A 19,425-nucleotide genomic window follows, 5' to 3' on the forward strand; every position below is an offset into this window, starting at 1 on the left:
ACTTCGGTGCGGGCGAACGGCTCGCCCTGGGCGGGGTATGTCATCGGCTCACCGTTTCTTCGGCAGGCCGGGCGGGTTGATCCGCGATTCGGTGACCGTCTCGCTCTGCAGGCCCCAGCGGTCGATCACTTGCTGGTAGGCGCCGTGCTCGATGGCGTGGGCCAGCGCGTGCTGCACGGCGGTGATCAGCCCGTTGTCCTTCTTGGTGAGCACCGCGATCTCGCCTTGCAGCGCCTCGCCCGCGCCGGAGAAGGTGCCCACGATCCTGGTCTGCTTCGCGGTGGCAGCGTGGTAGACGGCGGTCGGGTTCGGGCCGAGGTAGCCGTCCAGCCGCTGCGAGGCCAGCGCCAGGTAGTAGTCGGTGACCTGCTGGAAGTAGGCGATGTCGATCGGCGGCAGGCCCTCGGCCCGGTTCTGCTCGTTCCACTTCACCAGCAACTGCTCCTGATTGGTGCCGCTGCCGACGCCGATCCGCTTGCCCGCCGGGCTCGTCCGATCCTTGTATTCCGACTTGCTCTGGATCGGTACCTCCAGCGCGACGTTGTCCTTGCGGTAGGTCGCGAAGTCGTACTTCTCCTTGCGTTCCTCGGGCAGGACAACAGCTGCACGATGAGCGGGATGGAACGAAACGCCCAGATGTAGACCCACGAGATCACCCGCAGCACGGGATTGTTCGACAACCGGGCGATTGCCAGGGCGGTGCCGAGCAGAAAACCCAGCGCCGTGCCCCAGACGGTCAGCTCCAGGGTGACCCGCAACGCCGACAGCACCGACTTCGCCGTGATGTACTGCGCGAACGTCGGCCGATCCCAGCCGGGATCGGTGGCCAGACCGTGCGCGAACTGGGCGAGCAGGATGAGCGCGACGGCGCTGACCACCCAGCGCCAGGGGTGCCGGGTCTTGGCCACGGGGGGCGTCGCGCAGGAATCGGCGGGCACGGGGACGTGGGCGCCGACCGGGCCCGCTTCGGTGGCCGTGACGGTTTCGGGGGCGACGTCAGGTGCCGTGGACGCACTCACGACGGGTCCTCGATGATCACTTCGTTCCTCCATCGGTCCCGGCGGAAGCACCCGCACCCGGTGACCGGGGGGTTGCTGCGACGTCGACGAGCCAGGTCTCTCGGTCGCTCTGGATGGTTGGCGCCGAACCCCCGGCAACGAATGTCGGGGGCGAGCCGAATCATGATGCCCAGCAAGGGAAGCGCGGAACAAGGGAAGTAATCAGCGTGAGCGTAGACCTTGTCGACGCCGATGCCTCGGATCTTTGGAGTAACCAGGGATGCGCTGCTCGCTCGCGGGCGGCGGTGGGGCCTGGTCGCGTCGCGGAGGGCGAGCGTGCGAAGGCGGGATCCGGCGGCCCGATGCAGCATACGACTATCGCCAGGGCTGGGGAACGCCGGTCGGGCACGCGGAAGTCCGTTCCGGGCAAACAGGACTCGCCAAGAAATTGCTATGCCAAATCCGGGCTGTTGGAGGCGTTTGCCGGAGTACTGTGCCCCTCGATCGTTCCGCCGATGAGGAGGTTTCGTGACCATATTGCGCCGTCTGACCCAGTTGTCCGCTGTCGCGACCAGTTCCATCGTCTTCGCGCTCGCCGGCCCGGCCGCCGCGTTCGCGACTCCGGATGCCACGCTTCCCGCGTTCTCCGATCACTCCGTGCCGGTCGCCGCCCCCGGTGACCTGTTCGGCGCCTACCAAGCCGCGATCGACGCGCTGCGCGCCCTCGGTATCCAGCCCTTCGCCTATCCGAGCGCGTCGGCATTCTGCCTCGACAACACCACGGCCGGTCTGGCGCCTGCCGTGGCGGGCGCCATCCCGGGGCCCTGGCCGAAGAACACCGTGCAGATTCCCGGCCAAGACCTCAGCGCCGTCAAAGCGGGGCAGGCCATGTTCACCTTCGTGCCCTACGGTCTCGGACCGGACGGTTCCAACACCGGGGGCATGCAGGTGGCGTGGCTCAACCTGAGCACCGGCCGTGGCGGCACGGCGGCCATGGGGCCGCTGCCGGAGGTCGCCCGCTCGATGATCCCCGCGGCCGTTCCCGCGGACCTGCGGCCCGCGGCCGAGCAGGCGATCCGGGACTTCCTGGTCGCTTCCCTCCCGATGGGTGGGGTGCGTGCGGTCCCGGTGGACACCGGCAAGGGCACCGTTCTCGCCGCGGTGTTCGGCACGGTGCAGAACGGCGCCAAGTCCTGCATGTTCTTGCCGACGGTCGGAATCACCGCGGTGCCGTGAGTTCCGCAGGCCGCGGCGCGGCCGCTCAGGTGAGTGAGCGACCTTTCCAGCGCGCCGTGCCGCGGCGGCGGGCCCGATGCGAACGCGCCCACAGCAGCAGATACGCCGCCACCGACACCGGATGCGCGACGGCGGCCGCCACATCCGCGCGGCTCACGGGGCCGCCGGTTTCGGTCGAGCGGGCCAGCAGTCGCCCGGCGACGGCGGCGAGCCAGCCGAGCAGGCCGATCCGCCGGACCCTGCCCCGGCCGGCTACCGCCGCCACGGGCGGCACCCAATAGGCCAGAGCCGCCAAGAGTCCCACCGCCGCTCCACCCGCGATCGTGCCGTCGTAGGCCGACCATAGCCACCGGGTGTAGCCCGCGTCCATTTCGGCCGCACCGCGATACATCCTGGTGCGCGCCAGCCCTCCCGCAGCCGCCAGCGCGGTGGAGTGACCGGCTCGCCGCAGCGTGCGGGCGATGTCGAGGTCTTCGGTGACGCTCCCGGCCACCGCCGTGTGACCGCCCACCGCGCGGTAGGCGGCGTTGTCGAACACGAGGAACTGACCGCAGGCCACCGCCGTCGCGGGCCGCAGGCTCCGGTCGGCCACGGCCACCGGCAGCGTCGAGGCCCACGACCAGCACAGCAGGGGCTGCACGACGGCCTCCGCCACGGATGCGGCCACTTGCATCGGCCATGGGGAGACCAGCGCGGCTCGTCCCGCTCGCAGCGCGCCGACCGCCGCCGCGAGCGCCTGCGGCGCCAGCCGCACGTCGGCGTCCAAGAAGATCAGCACCGGCGTCGACACCTCCTCGGCCAGACGTACGCAGGCGGCGGCCTTCCCGGTCCAGCCGGGGACGGGATCGGACTCGGTGCGCAGCACGGTGAAGCGCGGGTCGTCATCGATGGCCGCGCCTGCGGCCGCACCGGTGCCGTCGGTGGAGGCGTCGTCGAGGATGCGCACCGCCAGGCGCGGTACGCCCACCTGGGCGCGCAGATCGGCGATCAGATCGGGCAGCCGGTCGGCTTCGTTGCGCGCCGGGACGCAGACGGTGACCGGCTCGATCACCGTCGTCGGAGTGTTCGTCAACCGCCGCAGGGTGAGCCGGTTGTATAGCGCGAACCCCGCGCCGAGCGCAGCCACCGCGGTTGCGCAGGCAGGCAGAATCGAGTTCGCACGCAACGTCTTCGGCAGGTCGGCACTCACCATGGGGTCACGCTATCCCGGCACACCGACCCGCCGCTCAGCGATTCTGCGTCACCGAGCGCCACCAGCGGCTCAGCGAGAAGCCGACTTCCGGCGCGCCGGGCGCGGCGGGGTTGCGGTCCATGTACGCCATCGCGGCGACGATGGCGGCCACCGCCAGCGTGATCCCGCCCGCGATGCCCGCCCAGCCCGCGAACGAGCGGGTGTTCGGGTCGGCGTAGCTGACCTCGGCGTGGAGCTTGGAGACGTCGCCCGACGGCAGCTTCCAGGAGACGACGTTGTCGCCCTCGCGGTTGCCGTTGGTCTTGGCCACGCGGGCCGGGAACGCGATGGTGAACTGCACGTCCGAGCCGTGCGGCGGCACGGATTTCAGATCGACCCGCCCGCTCAGGCTGACCAGGTCGCCGGTGCGCTGGAACTGCAACTGGAACATGCCCTGGGTCTGCTCGGACAGCTGCCCGAGCTGCTGCACCTCCCCGAAGGACAAGTCCTCGAAGAAGACCTGGCTGCCTGCGTATCCGTCCTGGGCGTACTGCTCCACCCGGACCTTCGCCGCCAGCGTTTCGGGGGCCTTCAGCTGCGGGCCCTTGTCGCCGGGGTCGGCGGGCACCACGGCGGCCACGAGTCGTCCGGACACCCGGTCGTTGGACGAGACCCCCATCGACACCTGCACCCGCAGGCAGCCGGCGAGCATCGGGACCAGCATCGCCGCGAGCAGGAGGACCGAAGCGACGCGCGCGCCGCGGCGTCGGGTCCGCCGCGGCGCGAGGTCCGTGGCATCGGATTTCGTGGTGACGGGACTCGGCTGCACGGGTGACATCGTGCCAGGCCAACCGCCGGTAATGAAACGCGCCAGTCGCGGCGCGCGTCGGCGTGCTTCGCGCGGCGAGGCGGGCCCGGTCAGCGGCGCGCGCGAGCCAGGACGACCAGCAGGGGGACGCCCAGCAGGCCCATGCCGGCGAAGCCGTACCCCGCGGACGACGGAAGGTCCAGGAACACCGCGTGGGCCAGCGCGGATCCGAGCCAGGTCCACAGGAACAAGGCCACCGGGACGGTGAGCGCGATCGCGGGGCTGCGCACCCGCGCGGGATCCGGCGCGGCCCGCTCCCAGCTCGCGAGCAATCCGCCCATCAGGAGCGCGACGGCGAACCAGCCCAGGTAGTTCGTCACCGGAATCCACTCCAGCCCGGGTAGTCCGGAGCTGGTGTCGCACCAGGTCCACTGCCCGTCGGCCACCATCTGCGGATCGAGGAACAGGTCCCAGCCCACCGCGCCCGTCGCCGTCGCCACGACCCGTGCGGCCGTGCGGCGCGACACCATCCCCGCCACCACCCACACCGGATACATCCCGCCGGTCCAGGCCAGCGGGACGAGCAGCGGCACCTCGAGCAAGGCGGGGCCGAGCCGGTCGGTCGCGTACTGGTAACAGCCGAACGGAACGCCGGTCGCGGTGCCGATCACCTCCGCCGCGAGCCCGATGCCGGAGACGATGACCAGGAAGCCGACGGCGTAGCGCAAGCCCCTGGTCGTGGTCGCGTGCGCCAGCGCGGCGGCGGCGGAGAGCACCACGACCGCCACGGTGACGCGGTCCCGCGCGCTACCCGTGGCCAGCGGATATCCGATCTGCGCGGCGACCGTCAGGACGACGAGGGCCAGCGGTAGGAGGAAGGCCGCCGAGCGATACGGCGACCGGGAGTCCCCGGGCCGGCCGGATGCCGTCCGATTCGTGGCGGCACGCGGCGGGTCACCCGGATCGGTCATCGGCGCAGCCACCGCGACAGGCCGCGCCGGTGCAGGTCGCGCAGTGCGAGAGCGGCGGCCGTGCGGCCGCTCGCGCCGGAGACGCCGCCGCCGGGGTGGGTGGACGCGCCGGTCAGATACAGTCCCCGCGCGCCGGGCACCCGCTGGCCCGCCAGCTCGGGCAGCGGGCGCCACAGCATCATCTGGTCCAGCGACATCTCCACGTGCATGACGTTGCCGCCGATGAGCCCGAGTTCGCGCTCCAGCTCCACCGGCGTCTGCACGTGGGTATGCGTCACCGTGTCCGCGAAACCGGGCGCGTACGAGTCGACTTCGGCGATGATCCGCTCGCCTTCGCGCTGCGCGAGATCGGCCCACTCGGCGCCGGAGGACAGGCGGTAGGGGTGCCACTGCGCCCACAGCGACAGCTGATGCGCGCCGGGCGGCGCGATGGTCGGGTCGAGGGCGCTGAAGCTCATGGCCAGGACGACCGGGCGCGGCGGCAGGTCCCCGGCCAGCGCCGCGCCGTGCGCTCGCCGAAGCTGCGCGCGATCGGACACCAGGAATTGCAGGCCGCGGGCGGACTGGTCGGCCGGGCTGCCGGGATAACGAGGCAGTGCCGTGGTGGCGGCCCGCACCACCATCCCGATTCCGGGCCCCACGCGGATGCGCCTGCGCCAGCTGTCGAGCTGCGCGCCGTCGAAGCCGCCGGCGCGCAGCAGCTCCAGCGTGGTCAGCACATGGCAGCCCGCGACGACGATGTCCGCGCCCAGCTCTCGCCCCGACGCGGTGCGCACCCGCCAGCGCTCGCCGTCGCGGCGCAGCGCGGACACCGCGTCGCCCGCGCTCACCACCCCGCCGTCGGCACGCAGCCGCGCCACCAGCGCCGTGGTCAGCGCCCCGCTGCCGCCGACAGCGCGCCCCGGCGGCAGCGTGTGCATGAGCGCGGCGAACCCCACCATCGGCGCCGTGCCCGGCTCCGACATCGGCGGGCCGGACTGGGCGCCGAACCACGCCAGCGACGCCTTCAACCGTTCGTCCTCGAAGCAGGCGTCCAGCAGCGCGTCACCGGATTGCAGGAACTCCCTGGACAGGGCGCTGCCGCCGTCCTTCGCCTCCAGACCCCAGAACGACCGCACCAGCCTGCCCGGCGTCGGACCGCCGCCGAAGGCCCGCATCACCCGGGCGCTGCGCGGGCCCCATGCCCGCACGAAGCGGCGGTAGGCGTCCGCGTCGCGCGGGCCGCAGGCCGCCGCGATCGACGCGCAGGTCGCTTCCAGATCGCGATGGAACACCAGGGCGGGGCGACCGCCGTGCGCGGGAGTGAAACCCCATGGGTCGCAATCGATGTACCGCAGGCCGAAGCGATCGAGTTCGAGTTCCTCGATGATGCCGGTGTGGCGGATCATGATGTGCGCCGACGAACCGCGATCGACGCGATGGCCGGGGAACCGTTCGACCGTCGATACGGCCCCGCCGAGGACCTCGTCGCGTTCGAGCACCTCGACCCGGTGTCCGGCGCGGGCGAGGTAGCACGCGGCGACCAGGGCGTTGTGACCCGAGCCGACGACGACCGTCGTCACGTGACCCTCACAGCGGCAGCCGCCTGCCGAGAATCGCGAAGGGCCGGTTGTCGCCCGCGAAGACGAAATTACGGACCACGTCGGTGAAACCCTGCCTGCGGTACAGCCGCCAGGCGCGGTTGTCCTCACCGGCGACCTCGGGCGTCGACAGCAGCACGGCGCGCTCGGTGCGATCGCGCAGCAGCCGTTCCAGCAGAGTGCCGCCGATGCCGCGGCCCTGCGCGGCTGGATGCACGTGCAGCTCGGTGAGCTCGAAGTAGTCCGAGAGCAGTTCCCGCACGGAGTTTTCCGGCCAGCCCGAGCGGCGCATCCCGCTGTGCACCTGCTGGTGCCACCACTGATGCGCGGCGCCGCGATAGCCGTAGGCGACCGCCACGATCGGTGCGGTGCGCAGATCGATCCGGCCGGAGTCGTCGGGCAGCACCGCGGCCACCGCCTGCCAGCCGGGCCGGGTGGTGTGCTCGGTCCACATCGGCGCGCGATGATTCTCGGTCCCCCGCGGATAGTCCATGGCGGCCACGTAGACCGCCAGCGCGTCGTGCAGCCGGGAGCGCAGAGCCGCCACCGAGAGATCGATGACGGCGGGTGCGGGAGTGTGATTGGGCTTGACGGCGGTCATGGCTCTCGTCGGTCGCGCGGACGCGGAAGTTTGTCGGTGGGCGTCTTTATATTGAAGCTCAATTCAAACGTTCGAATACCTGTTCGGTCCGGGCGGTTGCTGGAAAGCGGTGGGGCACCCCGCCTCCAGCACGGATACCGGCCAAGGTACGCGATGGTGGAGGGACGGCGATGTCTGGTCGAGTGGAACAACCGGGCCGGCCCGGCCGGGCCGGCAAACTGCTGGAGCGCGCGGACGGGTTGCTCATGCAGGCGGCGGGGGAACGGGATCCGCGCGAGCGGTTCCGCACCGCCTACCTGGCGGCGCTGCGCGGCGCCGGCGCGGTGATCGCCCTCACGGGCGCCGATGCCGCACCCCGGGCGCGCTCGCGCAATGCGTGGGTGCTGATGCAGCGCGCCGCGCCGGAATTCGTGATGTGGGCGGATTACTTCAGCGCACGCTCGGAACTCCGGGCGGCGCTGGAGGCGGGACTGGACCGGAATGTCGACGAACACGAGGCGGACGAGTTCTCTTCGCGGGTGGCGGCATTCCTGCACGACGTGGAAGATCTCCTCGCGGCATCGGCTCGGTTGCGGCCCGCCCCTGGATTGTCCGGCGGGATGACTGCTTAGTTAACGGGCTGAAGACGGACTACGTCCGACTGCGCACATTAGGTGGTCTGGCCCTGATCGAACTCGTATCATTGGTGTCAGATGGCCGCCAAGGTCGGCTATCTGTCGTCTACCCGGAGGCGACAGCCACGTCCTAGTGCCGGGGGAGGTACCGTGCCACTCTCCGAGCACGAGCAGCGCATGCTCGAACAGATCGAGAGCGCTCTCTATGCTGAGGATCCCAAGTTCGCCTCGTCCGTCCGCGGCGGACGGCTACGTTCGACCTCGAGTCGTCGCAGACTCCAGGCCGCGGCGTTGTTCGTCCTCGGCCTCTTTCTCCTCGTCGCAGGCATCGCCGCACCAGTGAAGCCCGGCGGCTTCCCGATCATCAGCCTGATCGGGTTCATCGTGATGTTCGGCGCCGGCGTGCTGCTGCTGCTCGGCACCTCCAAGAGCATCGCCAAGACTGATCGGCCCGGCGGCCAGGCGGCGTCCGGCGGCTCGGGCAGCCGGGGTCGCCAGCGGAAAACCGGCGGTTTCTCCGAGCGCATGGAGGATCGCTTCCGGCGGCGGTTCGAGCAGGAGTAGCTCGCCCGTAGCCTGACAACTTCAGCACGACCGGCGACGCCGCACCGCAATGGTGCGGCGTCGCCGGTTCGCGTATGTGGCCCCCGTGTCGTGAATGATCTTCGGGCCATGCTTCCGCCTTCCCCCACACCTCCCCACAAAGTTCCCCACCGGGCCCCCGCGCTGCGGGCGCCAGGGTGTTTGCTGGGTGTTTTCGGGCGTTTGTCCGCAGGGGTGGCGCGTGTCGGCAGAACTCGCGAAAGTTCTCCACGGCGGTGATAGCTGGCATGACCTGCGGAATCGTCTGGGTCGGGAGCCAGATCACCGCTTGTTTCGATTGAAAGTGGGGGAAAGTGGGGTAATGTGGAGCGCGCAGTACTGAAGGGCCGACCATCGAGGTGATCGTTAGGGAGGTATCGAGATGTTTCTCGGTACCTACACACCTCGCTTGGACGACAAGGGGCGACTCACGTTGCCTGCGAAGTTTCGAGACGATCTGGCGGGAGGGTTGATGGTCACGAAGGGGCAGGACCACAGCCTTGCCGTGTACCCGAAAGAGGAGTTCACCGCGCTCGCCCGGCGAGCCGCGGCCGCGTCTCGAAGCAATCCGCAGGCCCGTGCGTTCGTCCGGGCCCTCGCGGCCGGAACGGACGAGCAGCGTCCGGACGCGCAGGGCCGGATCGTGTTGTCCGCCGACCATCGTCGCTACGCCAACCTGCAAAGGGATTGTGTGGTGATCGGTTCGGTCGACTTCCTGGAGATTTGGGACAAGCAGGCGTGGGAGTCCTACCTCGCCGAGCACGAGGAGGACTTCTCGCAAGCCAGAGACGAGTCGCTGGGCGGAATCTTCTAGCCGCGGGCGCGCGAGTGCCACGCGGTCTCTGCCCGGACGCGGACCCTGACGTACTTCCCCGACGCCAGGTGCCGAAGTTCGGTCAGAGACCACGGGGCATTCGCACTTCTATCGAAAGCACTGTGTATCAAGGCGACCCGTGTGCGGTGCGCGACGACGCGAGGCAGACTCCGGGAGGTCGAGGTGAACCGTGAACAGCGCGGTCCCCGCCATGTTCCGGTTCTGCTCGAGCGAGCCGACGCGCTGCTCGGCCCGGCCTTGTCCGAGCCGGGCGCGGTCTACGTCGACGCGACGCTCGGCCTCGGGGGGCACGCCGAGCACTTCCTGAGCACCTATCCCGGCCTCCATCTGGTCGGGCTGGACCGCGACACCACCGCGCTACAGCTTGCCGGCGAGCGGCTCGCGCCCTTCGCGGACCGAATCACGCTGGTGCACACCCGCTATGACGGCATTGCCGACGCGCTGCGGGAGGCGGGGCTGCCCGCCACCGGTTCGGTCTCGGCGATCCTGATGGACCTCGGTGTCTCGTCGATGCAGCTGGATGAGGCCGACCGCGGGTTCGCCTATTCCGTCGACGCCCCGCTGGACATGCGGATGGACCCCACCAGCGGGCTCACCGCCGCCGACGTGCTCAATACCTACAGCCACGGCGACCTCGCCCGGGTGCTGAAGACCTACGGAGAGGAACGTTTCGCCGGCCGGATCGCCGCCGAGGTGATCCGCCGTCGCCAGGTCAAACCGTTCCGTACCAGCGCCGAACTGGTGGAACTGCTGTACGCGACGATCCCCGCGGCGACGCGCCGCACCGGCGGGCATCCGGCCAAGCGCACCTTCCAAGCGCTGCGGGTGGAGGTCAACGGGGAGCTCGACTCCCTGCGGGCCGCGCTGCCCGCCGCGCTGGCCGCGCTGCGCGTGGGCGGCCGCATCGTCGTCATGTCCTACCAATCGCTGGAGGACAAGGTGGTCAAGCACGAGCTCGCCGCGCACACCGCGTCCCGGACGCCGGTGGACCTGCCGGTCGAACTCCCCGGCATGGGACCGGAGTTCCGGATGCTGACGCGGGGCGCGGAGAAGGCGACCGAGCAGGAGATCGAGGACAACCCGCGGGCGGCTCCGGTACGCATGCGCGCCGCCGAGCGGATCGAGGAGGCGCGGTGAGCGAGCAGTACCCGGCGCTTCGCCGCGCCGGCCGGGCGCGGATGTCCCGCGCAGCCGGCGGAGGCCGGATGAGACAGCGGCGCGCTGTGCCGATCCGGCGTCCCGGGAGGACAGAGGAGGGGAATCGATGAGCGTGCGGACGCGGACCGTCGAAGCGCCGGGCCGGGTCGCCCGGCGGGTCCAGGATGCCGAACGGGTGAAATCGGGCGCGGCGCAGCGCGCCTACGCGCGGCGGCGGATGCGTGCCGAGACCGGGTCGGACAGCACCTTCCTGCCTACCGTGCGGCGCTCGGCGATGGCCACTCGCATCCCGTTCGTCACGGCCATCATCGCCCTGCTCGGATGCGGCCTCGCGCTCACCTTGCTGCTGACCACCCGTGCCGCCGAGGACAGCTACCAGCTCGGTGACGCGCGGGCGACGAACCGGCGGCTGGCCGACGAGCGCGCGGCCCTGCAGCGCGAGGTCGAGGTTGCCGATTCGGCGCCGGAACTGGCTCTGCGGGCCCGCGAACTGGGGATGATCCCCGCCAAGGACCCGGCCCGTCTGCTGATCGGACCGGACGGCTCGGTCACCGTGATCGGCAAGCCCACCCCGGCGCAGGGCACTCCCGTGCCGCCGCTGAACGCGGGGCCGTCGGCGCGTTCGCCGCAAGGCGAGCGGGTGGTTCCGGTCACCACCACGCCCGGAGCTCCGGTACCGGGCAGGCCGAACACCGGGCCGCGGGCCGACGCCCAGGTGAACGCGCCGGCCGGCCCGGTCCCGGCAGCGCCCGCGGCGGTCGTTCCGCCGCAGGCGGGACTGCCCGCGCCCACGCCGCCCCCCGCCGCGCCGCGGCCGCCCGCAGACGCAACCTCGACCGACCCGGAAGCGCCGCAGCAGGCGCCCCAGGGAGTGCCGCAGTGACCCATCCCGGGCCCGCACCGCGCCGGCGACGCGGGCCTGCGGCACCCCATGCCACGGGCAGGCCGCGGCCATCCGCCGCGGCTGTCCCGGACGGTCCGCTCCGGTTGCGTCTCGGCGTCGGCCGGGTGGTCATGCTCGTCGCGCTCGCGGTGGTGGCGCTGCAATTGCTGTGGGTGCAGAGCGTCGCGGCGCCCGGGCTGTCCGCGCAGGCGGCCAGCCAGCGCACCACCCATCAACCCGATCCGGCCACCCGCGGGCCGATCACCGACCGCAACGGCAAGGCGCTGGCCTTCACCGTCTCGGCCAAGGCGCTGCACTTCCGGCCGGTCGCCGTCCGGAAGGAATTGGCGGACGCCAGGGCCAAGAGCGACAAGGCGCCGGATCCGGATCAGCGGCTGCGCGACATCGCGCGCACCGTCCACGAGAAGCTCGGCAAAGACGCGCCCGCGGAATCGGACCTGCTCGCGAAGCTGAACAGTGACGAGCAATTCGTGTTCCTCGCCCAGAACGTCGACCCGCGTATCGCGGACGAGATCACCGAGAAATTCCCGCAAGTCGGCGCCGATCAGCAGAGTCCGCGGGTGTATCCTGGCGGGTCGCTGGCGGCGAATGTCGTCGGCGCGGTCGGCTGGGACGGCCACGGGCAGGTCGGGCTCGAGTCGTCGCTGGACTCGGTGCTGGCCGGTACCGACGGTTCGCACACCTACGATCGCGGTTCCGACGGCGCGGTCATCCCCGGCAGCTGGCGCGACGAGCAGCCCGCGGTCAACGGGGCCTCCGTCGAACTCACCCTGGACTCGGACCTGCAGTACTACGTGCAGCAGCAGGTGCAGCAGGCCAAGGACGTGTCGGGTGCGGGCAGCGCCTCGGCCGTCGTCCTGGACGCCAGGACCGGGCAGGTGCTGGCGATGGCCAACGACAACACCTTCAACCCCAGCCTCGGCCCGCAGAAGTGGGCCAACGCCCAATTGAGCAACCCGTCGGTCACGGACGTGTTCGAGCCGGGCTCGGTGAACAAGATCGTCACGGCGGCCGCGGCCATCGACTACGGCCTGACCGATCCGGACGAGGTGCATCAGGTGCCCGGCGCGATTCAGATGGCGGGCGTCACGGTGCACGACGCGTGGTCGCACGGTGTCGAGCCCTACACGACCACGGGCATTTTCGGCCGGTCCTCCAATGTGGGCACGCTGATGCTCGCGCAGCGCGTGGGCGAGGATCGCTTCGCCGACATGGCGCACCGGTTCGGGCTCGGGCAGCGCACGGGCATCGGCCTGCCGGGCGAGAGCGCGGGCCTGATGCCGGACCGGGAGCAGTGGTCCGGCGGCACCTTCGCGAATCTCCCTATCGGGCAGGGTCTTTCGATGACGACGCTGCAGATGGCGAGCATGTACCAGGCGATCGCCAACGACGGCGTCCGGATCCCACCCCGGATCGTGCGGGCGAAGGTCGCGCCCGACGGCACGCGCACCGAGGAGATCCAGCCGGACGGCGTGCGCGTGGTGAGCAGGCAGACCGCCGCCACGTTGCGGACCATGTTCCAGGCGGTGGTGCAGCGTGACCCGATGAACGCCAACCAGAACGGCACCGGATGGCCCGCGGCCATCACGGGCTATCAGGTGGCGGGCAAGACCGGTACCGCGCAGAAGGTCGATCGCGCTTGCCGGTGCTACTCCACGTCGTCGTTCTGGATCACCTTCGCGGGCATGGTTCCCGCGGACAATCCGCGGTACGTGATCGGGCTCATGCTCGACGCGCCGGTCCGCAGTTCCGACGGCTCCGGCGGCGGTTCGGTCGCTCCGCTGTTCCACAACATCGCCTCGTGGGCCCTGCAGCGCGACCGCATTCCGCCGTCCACGCAGCCGTCCCGGCAATTCGTCCTGCAGGCGGGATGAACGGGTTGTCCCGCCCGGTGTGCCGGGGCTGCGATCGCTAGCGAGACATCGGATCTGTGCGGAGGAAATTGCAGGTGAGTGCGGTATTCGAGGGCCGGAGACGTGTGCAGGCCCGCCGCGCGCGTCGCGTCCTCGGGCGGTGGCGTCCCGATGCCGCGTGGCGCGGTCCGGAGCGGGCGGGCGAACCCGTAGGGTGCGGTGGGCGACCTCCCCGGCCTTGCGATGGGGCGCATGGTCCCGCTGTGACCGGTCGCCGGTAACCTGACACGTCGATCGCCGCCCCCGAAAGGAGCCTGGTTTCTGTGCAGTCCGGTCAACCGCGCGCATTGCGGCCAGAGCGTTCGCCGTCGACGCCGCTGGCGTCGCTGGCCGCCGTCATCGGCGCCGCGACGAGTCCCGAATCGGCTGTGCGCGGAGTGTCGGTCACCGGCATCGAGCAGCGCTCGAACGCCGTGTTGCCCGGTGACCTGTTCGCCGCGCTGCCCGGCGCCCGCGCGCACGGTGCGCGTTTCGCGCGGGACGCGGTCGCCCGGGGCGCGGTCGCGGTGCTGACCGACGCGGCGGGCGCGGAGCTGGCCGGCCCGCTGGACGTGCCGGTGCTGGTGCGGGAGAACCCGAGAGCGGTGCTCGGCGAGCTGTCGGCGACGATCTACGGCAATCCGTCCGAGCGGCTGCGCATCGTGGGTATCACCGGCACCTCGGGCAAGACCACGACCTCCTATCTGGTGGAGGCGGGCCTGGCCGCGGCGGGGCTGTCCACCGCGTTGATCGGCACGATCGAGACCAGGATCAGCGGCAGGCGGGTGCCGAGCGCGCTGACCACGCCCGAGGCGCCGCAGTTGCACGCGATGTTCGCGCTGATGGTCGAGCAGGGCGTGGACGCGGTGGTGATGGAGGTGTCCAGCCACGCGCTGACACTGGGCCGGGTGGACGGGGTGCGGTTCGCGGTGGGCGCGTTCACCAACCTGTCCCAGGACCACCTCGACTTCCACGCCGACTTCGAGGACTACTTCGCCGCCAAACGCAAGCTGTTCGAACCCGATTCGCCGGTCGCGGCGCGCACCGCCGTGGTCTGTGTTGACGACGAGTGGGGGCGGCGGCTGGCCGCGGGTCTGCCGAACCCCGTCACCGTGGCGACCACCGGGACCGCCGCCTGGAGCGTCACCGGCGCGGTGGCGGCGCACGGCGGCGAACAAGACTTCACCGCTGCCGGTCCGCACGGGGAGATCGCGGTACGGCTGCGGCTCCCGGGCCACTACAACGTCGCCAACGGCCTGCTGGCGGTGGCGGTGTGCGCCGCGGCGGGCGTCGAGCCGTCGGTCGCGGCGCCCGCGCTGGCGACCGTGGACGTGCCCGGCCGGATGCAGCGCGTGGAGCGCGGACAGGACTTCCTGGCGATCGTCGACTACGCGCACAAGCCCGCGGCGCTGGAGTCCGTGATCGCCACGCTGCGAGGGCATCTCGCGGCGGACACCGCGGGACGGCTCGCGGTGGTGGTCGGCGCGGGTGGCGACCGGGACGCGGCGAAGCGGCCGCTGATGGGCGCCGTGAGCGCGCGCGGCGCCGACCTGCTGGTCATCACCGATGACAATCCGCGCACCGAGGACCCGGCGGCCATTCGCGCCGCCGTGCGCTCCGGTGCGCTGGAGGTCCCGGAAGCCGAGCGCGGCGAGGTGCGGGAGATCGGTGACCGAGCGGAAGCCATCGCGGCAGCGGTGGCGTGGGCGCGCCCCGGTGACGTGGTGCTGATCGCGGGCAAGGGACATGAGGCAGGGCAGGAGATCCAGGGCGTGAAGCACCCCTTCGACGACCGCGACGTACTCGCGGCCGTATTGGAAAGACGCAGTCCGCAAGGTAACCACGCGGAGGACTTGACGGTTTCATGATCGAGATGACACTGCGGGAGATCGCGGAGGTCGTCGGCGGCACGCTGCACGACGTCGCAGACCCGGAGGTGCGAGTGACCGGCGCGGTCGAATTCGATTCGCGCCGAATCAGTTCCGGCGACCTGTTCCTGGCGCTGCCGGGCGAGCGCTCCGACGGCCACGACTACGCGGGTGCGGCGATCGCCGCGGGTGCGGTGGCGGTGCTCGCGGCGCGGCCGGTGGGCGTGCCCGCCATCGTGGTCACCCCCACCCGCGGCGCCGTGCCGTCGAGGTCGGTTGCGCTCAGCCATGATTCGGATGGCTCCGGCGCCGCGGTGCTGACCGCGCTCGCCGCGCTGGCCCGCGCCAGCGTGTCGCGTCTCGTCGCCGCGGGCGGGCTCACCGTCGTCGGCGTCACCGGCTCGTCCGGCAAGACCTCCACCAAGGACCTGCTGGCCGCCGTCCTGGCGCCGCTGGGCGCGGTGGTGGCCCCGCCGGGATCGTTCAACAACGAACTCGGGCATCCGTGGACGGCGTTGCGCGCCGACGCGGGCACCCGGTTCCTGGTGCTCGAGCTGTCCGCGCGCGGGCCAGGGCACATCGCCGCGCTGGCCGAGGTGGCGCCGCCGGGCATCGGCGTGGTGCTCAACGTGGGCACCGCGCATCTCGGCGAGTTCGGCAGTCGCGAGGCCATCGCGAAGACCAAGGGCGAGCTGGTCGAGGCGTTGCCGCCGACCGGGCTCGCCGTGCTCAACGCCGACGATCCGCAGGTGGCCGCGATGGCCGCGCGCACGTCGGCGCGGGTGGTGACCGTCGGGCAAGCCGCGACCGCCGACGTGCGGGCCACCGACATCCGGCTCGACGACCAGGCCAGGGCCGCGTTCACGGTGCACACCCCCGCGGGCAGCGCGCCGGTGCGCCTGGCCGTGCACGGCGAGCACCAGGTCGGCAACGCGCTGTCGGCGATCGCGGTCGCGCTGGAGTGCGGCGCCGATCTGGACACCGTCACCGCGGCGCTGTCCGGTGCGCGCGCCGCGTCCGCGCGCCGGATGGACGTACGGACCACCGCGGACGGCGTCACCGTCGTCAACGACTCGTACAACGCCAATCCGGATTCGGTCCGCGCCGCGCTCAAGGCGCTGGTGAGCATGGCGCCCGCGGCCGACTCGCCGCGGCGCAGCTGGGCGGTGCTCGGCGAGATGGCCGAACTCGGCGAGGAATCCGTCATCGAACACGACGCCATCGGTCGGCTCGCGGTGCGGTTGGACGTCAGCCGGGTGGTCGTCGTCGGCACCGGGCGGCCCGCCCGCGCGCTGCACCAGGGCGCGGTGATGGAAGGGTCCTGGGGTGAGGAATCGGTCCTGGTACCGGACATCGGCGCGGCGATCGCGCTGCTCGAACGGGAAGTCGCGCCCGGCGACGTGGTGCTGGTGAAGGCATCGAAGTCGGTCGGCTTGTGGGCGGTCGCCGAGCATCTGACCGACCCGGCCGCCCGTGGCGGCGCGGCGAACAGCGGGGTGGGACAGGACACGGAGGCAGCAGGATGAGGCAGATTCTCTTCGCCGCGGCGATCGCGCTGACGGTCTCGATCCTGCTCACCCCGCTGCTGATCCGGTTGTTCGCCAAGCAGGGCTTCGGGCAGGAGATCCGGGTCGACGGACCCGCCAGCCACCAGGCCAAGCGCGGAACCCCCACGATGGGCGGCGTCGCCATCCTGGTCGGCATGTGGGCCGGTTACCTCGGCTCCCATCTGATCGGCATCGGCTACGACGCCGACGGTCCGTCGGCGTCGGCGTTGCTGGTGCTCGGCCTGGCCACGGCCCTGGGCGCGGTGGGTTTCGTCGACGACTTCATCAAGATCCGCAAGCAGCGCAACCTGGGCCTGACCGCGGCGGGCAAGTACATCGGCCAGCTGTCCGCGGCCGTGATCTTCGGCTTTCTCGCCTTGCAGTTCCGCGGTGGGAGCGGGTTGACCCCCGCCAGCAGGCACCTGTCCTACGTGCGCGACATCAGCACGGTGACCATGGGCGTGGTCGTGTTCCTGGTGTTCGTCTGCTTCGTGGTGGTCGCCTGGTCCAACGCGGTGAACCTCACCGACGGTCTCGACGGGCTGGCCGCCGGATCGATGAGCCTGGTGCTGGGCGGATACGTGATCATCACGTTCTGGCAGTACTACCACGCGTGCGAGACCAAGCCCGAGACCGGCTGCTACAACGTGCGCGATCCGCTGGACCTCGCGCTGGTCTGCGCCGCGGGCGCGGCGGCGTGCGTCGGGTTCCTGTGGTGGAACGCCGCGCCGGCCAAGATCTTCATGGGTGACACCGGTTCGCTCGCGCTGGGCGGCCTGCTTGCGGGCCTGTCCATCACCACCCGGACCGAACTGCTGATGATCGTGATCGGCGCGCTGTTCGTCGCCGAGACGGCGTCGGTGGTGTTGCAGGTCGCGGTCTTCCGCACGACGCGCAACCGGTTGTTCAAGATGGCTCCGTTCCACCATCACTTCGAACTCAGCAAGTGGGCCGAGACGACGGTGATCATCAGGTTCTGGCTGCTGGCCGCGATGGCCTCGGCCGTCGGGCTCGGGCTGTTCTACAGCGAATACCTCTCCGCGGTCGGGTGAGCGAGATGGTCGAACATTCGCCGCGGGCCCTGCGCTCACCGGGGCCGATGCTGGAATTCCTGCGGGGTCGCGACGTTCTGGTCGCAGGCTGGGGAGTGTCGGGACGCTCGCTGGTCGAACCGCTGCTCGACATCGGCGCGCGCCCGGTGGTCACCGACGGCGGCGCTGCCGCCTTGGCCGAGGCGGCCGGGCTCGGGCTCGACGTGGCCACCACCACGGAGCTGGAGAACGCGGACTGGAGCCGGTTCGCGCTGGTGATCACCAGTCCGGGCTGGCGGCCGGACTCGCCGGTGCTGGCGTCGGCGGTGGCCGAGGGCACGCCGGTGTGGGGTGACGTGGAGTTCGCCTGGTGGGTCGACCAGGCCAGGATCTACGGTCCGGTCCGCAAATGGCTGGTCGTCACCGGCACCAACGGCAAGACCACCACCACTCAGATGACCCACGCGATCCTGCGTGCCGCGGGCATCGCCAGTGTCGCCTGCGGCAACATCGGCCTTCCCATCCTGGACGCCCTGCGGCGCAACCCCGGTCCGCAGGTGCTCGCGGTCGAGCTGTCGTCGTTCCAGCTGCACTGGGCGCCGTCGGTGCGCCCGGAGGCCGGGGTCGTGCTGAACGTGGCCGAGGATCATCTGGATTGGCACGGCGGCCTGGACGCCTACGCCGCGGCCAAGGCCAGGGCGCTGGTCGGCCGGGTCGGCGTGGTCGGGTTGGACGACCCGGTCGCGGCCTCGCTGGCCCGCAAGTCCAAGGCACGCCGAACCGTTGGTTTCCGCGTCGGAGTGCCCGCCGACGGCGAGCTCGGCGTCGTGGACGGCAAACTGCTCGATCGCGCGTTCACCAAGGCCGCCATCCTCGCCGAGGTCGGCGACATCAGCCCGCCCGGCCCCGCCGGCGTCGCCGACGCGCTCGCCGCGTCCGCGCTGACCAGGGCGATCGACGTCGCGCCGCAGTTCGTCCGGGAAGGTTTGATCGAGCACAAGGTCGGTCCGCACCGGTCGGCGTTCGTGCGCGAGCTGGCCGGCGTCGAGTTCGTCGACGACTCCAAGGCCACCAATCCGCATGCCGCGCGTTCGTCGATCCTGGCGCATCCGCAGGTGGTCTGGGTGGCCGGTGGCCAGCTCAAGGGCGCGCACGTCGAGGATCTCGTCGAGGAGGTCGCCGATCGGCTGGTCGCTGCGGTGCTGATCGGCGCGGACGCGCCGGTGATCGCGGCCGCGCTGGCGCGACACGCGCCCGAGGTCCCCGTGGTGGAGCTGATCGCGGGAGACGATGCAGGGATGGGTGACGAAGCGTCGAAAGCCGCCGCGGCCGACGCCGTGATGGGGCGTGCGGTGCGAGCGGCCGCCGGATTCGCCCGCCGCGGCGACACCGTGCTGCTGGCCCCCGCCGCCGCGTCGCTGGACATGTTCGAGGACTACACCCATCGGGGCCGCAGCTTCGCCGCTGCGGTGCATGCCCTGGAAGACGGTGACCTGGGGACCACCGACGCCGGAGGTTTGCGGTGACGGCCGACCGGGGCAGGTGCGGTGTCCAGGCCCGCCCCGGTCGGCCGAGTCATCGCCCCGCGAACGGCAGCCACACCGGTGCACGCCGTCGCCGCGCTTCCGG

16 protein-coding genes, 2 pseudogenes and 1 riboswitch are annotated in these 19,425 nt (G+C 71.3%); of the genes and pseudogenes, 11 read left to right on the plus strand and 7 right to left on the minus strand.

Going from position 1 to position 19,425, the window contains the following annotated elements; genetic code table 11:
• Positions 1-48 precede the first annotated feature (48 nt).
• Positions 49-600 (minus strand): annotated as a pseudogene (locus GVY64_RS10785) (ABC transporter substrate-binding protein); the annotation flags it as partial.
• A pseudogene (locus GVY64_RS10790) lies at positions 597-938 on the minus strand (ABC transporter permease subunit); the annotation flags it as partial. The pseudogenes GVY64_RS10785 and GVY64_RS10790, both read right to left, overlap by 4 nt.
• Before the next feature lie 107 nt (positions 939-1,045).
• Positions 1,046-1,139, minus strand: a riboswitch (SAM riboswitch).
• 387 nt (positions 1,140-1,526) lie between these two features.
• Between GVY64_RS10790 and GVY64_RS10795 the strand changes: the two are divergent.
• On the plus strand, positions 1,527-2,234 hold the full coding sequence (locus tag GVY64_RS10795) for a hypothetical protein (RefSeq protein ID WP_159840385.1): 708 nt from the start codon (positions 1,527-1,529) through the stop codon (positions 2,232-2,234).
• 25 nt (positions 2,235-2,259) lie between these two features.
• Here GVY64_RS10795 and GVY64_RS10800 read toward each other — a convergent pair whose 3' ends face one another.
• The 5 genes from GVY64_RS10800 to GVY64_RS10820 all read right to left on the minus strand — a co-directional run bounded on the left by GVY64_RS10800 (position 2,260) and on the right by GVY64_RS10820 (position 7,365).
• A complete protein-coding gene (locus GVY64_RS10800) occupies positions 2,260-3,426 on the minus strand; it encodes a glycosyltransferase (protein ID WP_159840386.1) in 1,167 nt (388 codons plus the stop codon).
• A 34-nt stretch (positions 3,427-3,460) separates the two neighbouring features.
• Entirely contained in the window at positions 3,461-4,243 is a 783-nt protein-coding gene (locus GVY64_RS10805; RefSeq protein WP_442939558.1) for an LppM family (lipo)protein, read from the minus strand.
• A gap of 80 nt (positions 4,244-4,323) precedes the next feature.
• Positions 4,324-5,184 carry a carotenoid biosynthesis protein gene (locus GVY64_RS10810; protein ID WP_159840388.1) on the minus strand — a complete coding sequence of 287 codons (861 nt, stop codon included), beginning with the start codon at positions 5,182-5,184 and terminating at the stop codon, positions 4,324-4,326.
• Complete coding sequence (locus tag GVY64_RS10815) at positions 5,181-6,746, minus strand: phytoene desaturase family protein (RefSeq protein WP_159840389.1); 1,566 nt, start codon at positions 6,744-6,746, stop codon at positions 5,181-5,183. Before GVY64_RS10815 ends, GVY64_RS10810 begins: the two co-directional genes overlap by 4 nt.
• Before the next feature lie 7 nt (positions 6,747-6,753).
• The gene (locus GVY64_RS10820; RefSeq protein WP_159840390.1) at positions 6,754-7,365 is read right to left on the minus strand and encodes a GNAT family N-acetyltransferase; all 612 of its coding nucleotides are present in this window, start codon (positions 7,363-7,365) and stop codon (positions 6,754-6,756) included.
• Between the two features lie 170 nt (positions 7,366-7,535).
• On the opposite strand from GVY64_RS10820, the gene GVY64_RS10825 reads away from it, so the two are divergent.
• The 10 genes from GVY64_RS10825 to murD all read left to right on the plus strand — a co-directional run bounded on the left by GVY64_RS10825 (position 7,536) and on the right by murD (position 19,322).
• On the plus strand, positions 7,536-7,976 hold the full coding sequence (locus GVY64_RS10825) for an SAV_6107 family HEPN domain-containing protein (RefSeq protein WP_201297969.1): 441 nt from the start codon (positions 7,536-7,538) through the stop codon (positions 7,974-7,976).
• A 153-nt stretch (positions 7,977-8,129) separates the two neighbouring features.
• On the plus strand, positions 8,130-8,543 hold the full coding sequence (locus tag GVY64_RS10830) for a DUF3040 domain-containing protein (RefSeq protein WP_159840391.1): 414 nt from the start codon (positions 8,130-8,132) through the stop codon (positions 8,541-8,543).
• Positions 8,544-8,943: 400 nt separating this feature from the next.
• On the plus strand, positions 8,944-9,375 hold the full coding sequence (mraZ, locus tag GVY64_RS10835) for a division/cell wall cluster transcriptional repressor MraZ (protein ID WP_039797118.1): 432 nt from the start codon (positions 8,944-8,946) through the stop codon (positions 9,373-9,375).
• A gap of 183 nt (positions 9,376-9,558) precedes the next feature.
• Positions 9,559-10,533 carry a 16S rRNA (cytosine(1402)-N(4))-methyltransferase RsmH gene (gene rsmH / locus GVY64_RS10840; protein WP_159840392.1) on the plus strand — a complete coding sequence of 325 codons (975 nt, stop codon included), beginning with the start codon at positions 9,559-9,561 and terminating at the stop codon, positions 10,531-10,533.
• A 127-nt stretch (positions 10,534-10,660) separates the two neighbouring features.
• Positions 10,661-11,437, plus strand: coding sequence for a hypothetical protein (locus GVY64_RS10845; protein ID WP_236566738.1), 777 nt, complete (start codon positions 10,661-10,663; stop codon positions 11,435-11,437).
• Between the two features lie 131 nt (positions 11,438-11,568).
• Entirely contained in the window at positions 11,569-13,332 is a 1,764-nt protein-coding gene (locus tag GVY64_RS10850) for a peptidoglycan D,D-transpeptidase FtsI family protein (RefSeq protein ID WP_159840420.1), read from the plus strand.
• Between the two features lie 302 nt (positions 13,333-13,634).
• The gene (locus tag GVY64_RS10855) at positions 13,635-15,218 is read left to right on the plus strand and encodes a UDP-N-acetylmuramoyl-L-alanyl-D-glutamate--2,6-diaminopimelate ligase (RefSeq protein ID WP_236566739.1); all 1,584 of its coding nucleotides are present in this window, start codon (positions 13,635-13,637) and stop codon (positions 15,216-15,218) included.
• Positions 15,215-16,744, plus strand: a complete 1,530-nt coding sequence (locus GVY64_RS10860) for a UDP-N-acetylmuramoyl-tripeptide--D-alanyl-D-alanine ligase (RefSeq protein WP_159840393.1) — start codon at positions 15,215-15,217, stop codon at positions 16,742-16,744. The genes GVY64_RS10855 and GVY64_RS10860 overlap by 4 nt, the downstream gene beginning before the upstream one ends.
• A complete protein-coding gene (gene mraY / locus GVY64_RS10865) occupies positions 16,741-17,817 on the plus strand; it encodes a phospho-N-acetylmuramoyl-pentapeptide-transferase (RefSeq protein WP_159840394.1) in 1,077 nt (358 codons plus the stop codon). The genes GVY64_RS10860 and mraY overlap by 4 nt, the downstream gene beginning before the upstream one ends.
• Positions 17,818-17,864: 47 nt before the next feature.
• Complete coding sequence (murD, locus tag GVY64_RS10870) at positions 17,865-19,322, plus strand: UDP-N-acetylmuramoyl-L-alanine--D-glutamate ligase (RefSeq protein WP_159840422.1); 1,458 nt, start codon at positions 17,865-17,867, stop codon at positions 19,320-19,322.
• Positions 19,323-19,425: the final 103 nt, after the last annotated feature.

Origin of the sequence: Nocardia sp. CY41 (genome assembly GCF_009829325.1) — a bacterium.
Classification (GTDB): Bacteria; Actinomycetota; Actinomycetes; order Mycobacteriales; family Mycobacteriaceae; genus Nocardia.

Bases quoted from the DNA above. Each gene is read 5' to 3' on its own strand.
- mraZ (WP_039797118.1), top strand. From the start codon at position 8,944: ATGTTTCTCGGTACCTACACACCTCGCTTGGACGACAAGGGGCGACTC.
- murD (WP_159840422.1), top strand. From the start codon at position 17,865: ATGCTGGAATTCCTGCGGGGTCGCGACGTTCTGGTCGCAGGCTGGGGA.
- GVY64_RS10810 (WP_159840388.1), bottom strand. From the start codon at position 5,184: ATGACCGATCCGGGTGACCCGCCGCGTGCCGCCACGAATCGGACGGCA.
- mraY (WP_159840394.1), top strand. From the start codon at position 16,741: ATGAGGCAGATTCTCTTCGCCGCGGCGATCGCGCTGACGGTCTCGATC.
- GVY64_RS10845 (WP_236566738.1), top strand. From the start codon at position 10,661: ATGAGCGTGCGGACGCGGACCGTCGAAGCGCCGGGCCGGGTCGCCCGG.
- GVY64_RS10825 (WP_201297969.1), top strand. From the start codon at position 7,536: ATGTCTGGTCGAGTGGAACAACCGGGCCGGCCCGGCCGGGCCGGCAAA.
- GVY64_RS10805 (WP_442939558.1), bottom strand. From the start codon at position 4,243: ATGTCACCCGTGCAGCCGAGTCCCGTCACCACGAAATCCGATGCCACG.
- GVY64_RS10820 (WP_159840390.1), bottom strand. From the start codon at position 7,365: ATGACCGCCGTCAAGCCCAATCACACTCCCGCACCCGCCGTCATCGAT.
- GVY64_RS10860 (WP_159840393.1), top strand. From the start codon at position 15,215: ATGATCGAGATGACACTGCGGGAGATCGCGGAGGTCGTCGGCGGCACG.
- GVY64_RS10800 (WP_159840386.1), bottom strand. From the start codon at position 3,426: ATGGTGAGTGCCGACCTGCCGAAGACGTTGCGTGCGAACTCGATTCTG.
- GVY64_RS10850 (WP_159840420.1), top strand. From the start codon at position 11,569: ATGCTCGTCGCGCTCGCGGTGGTGGCGCTGCAATTGCTGTGGGTGCAG.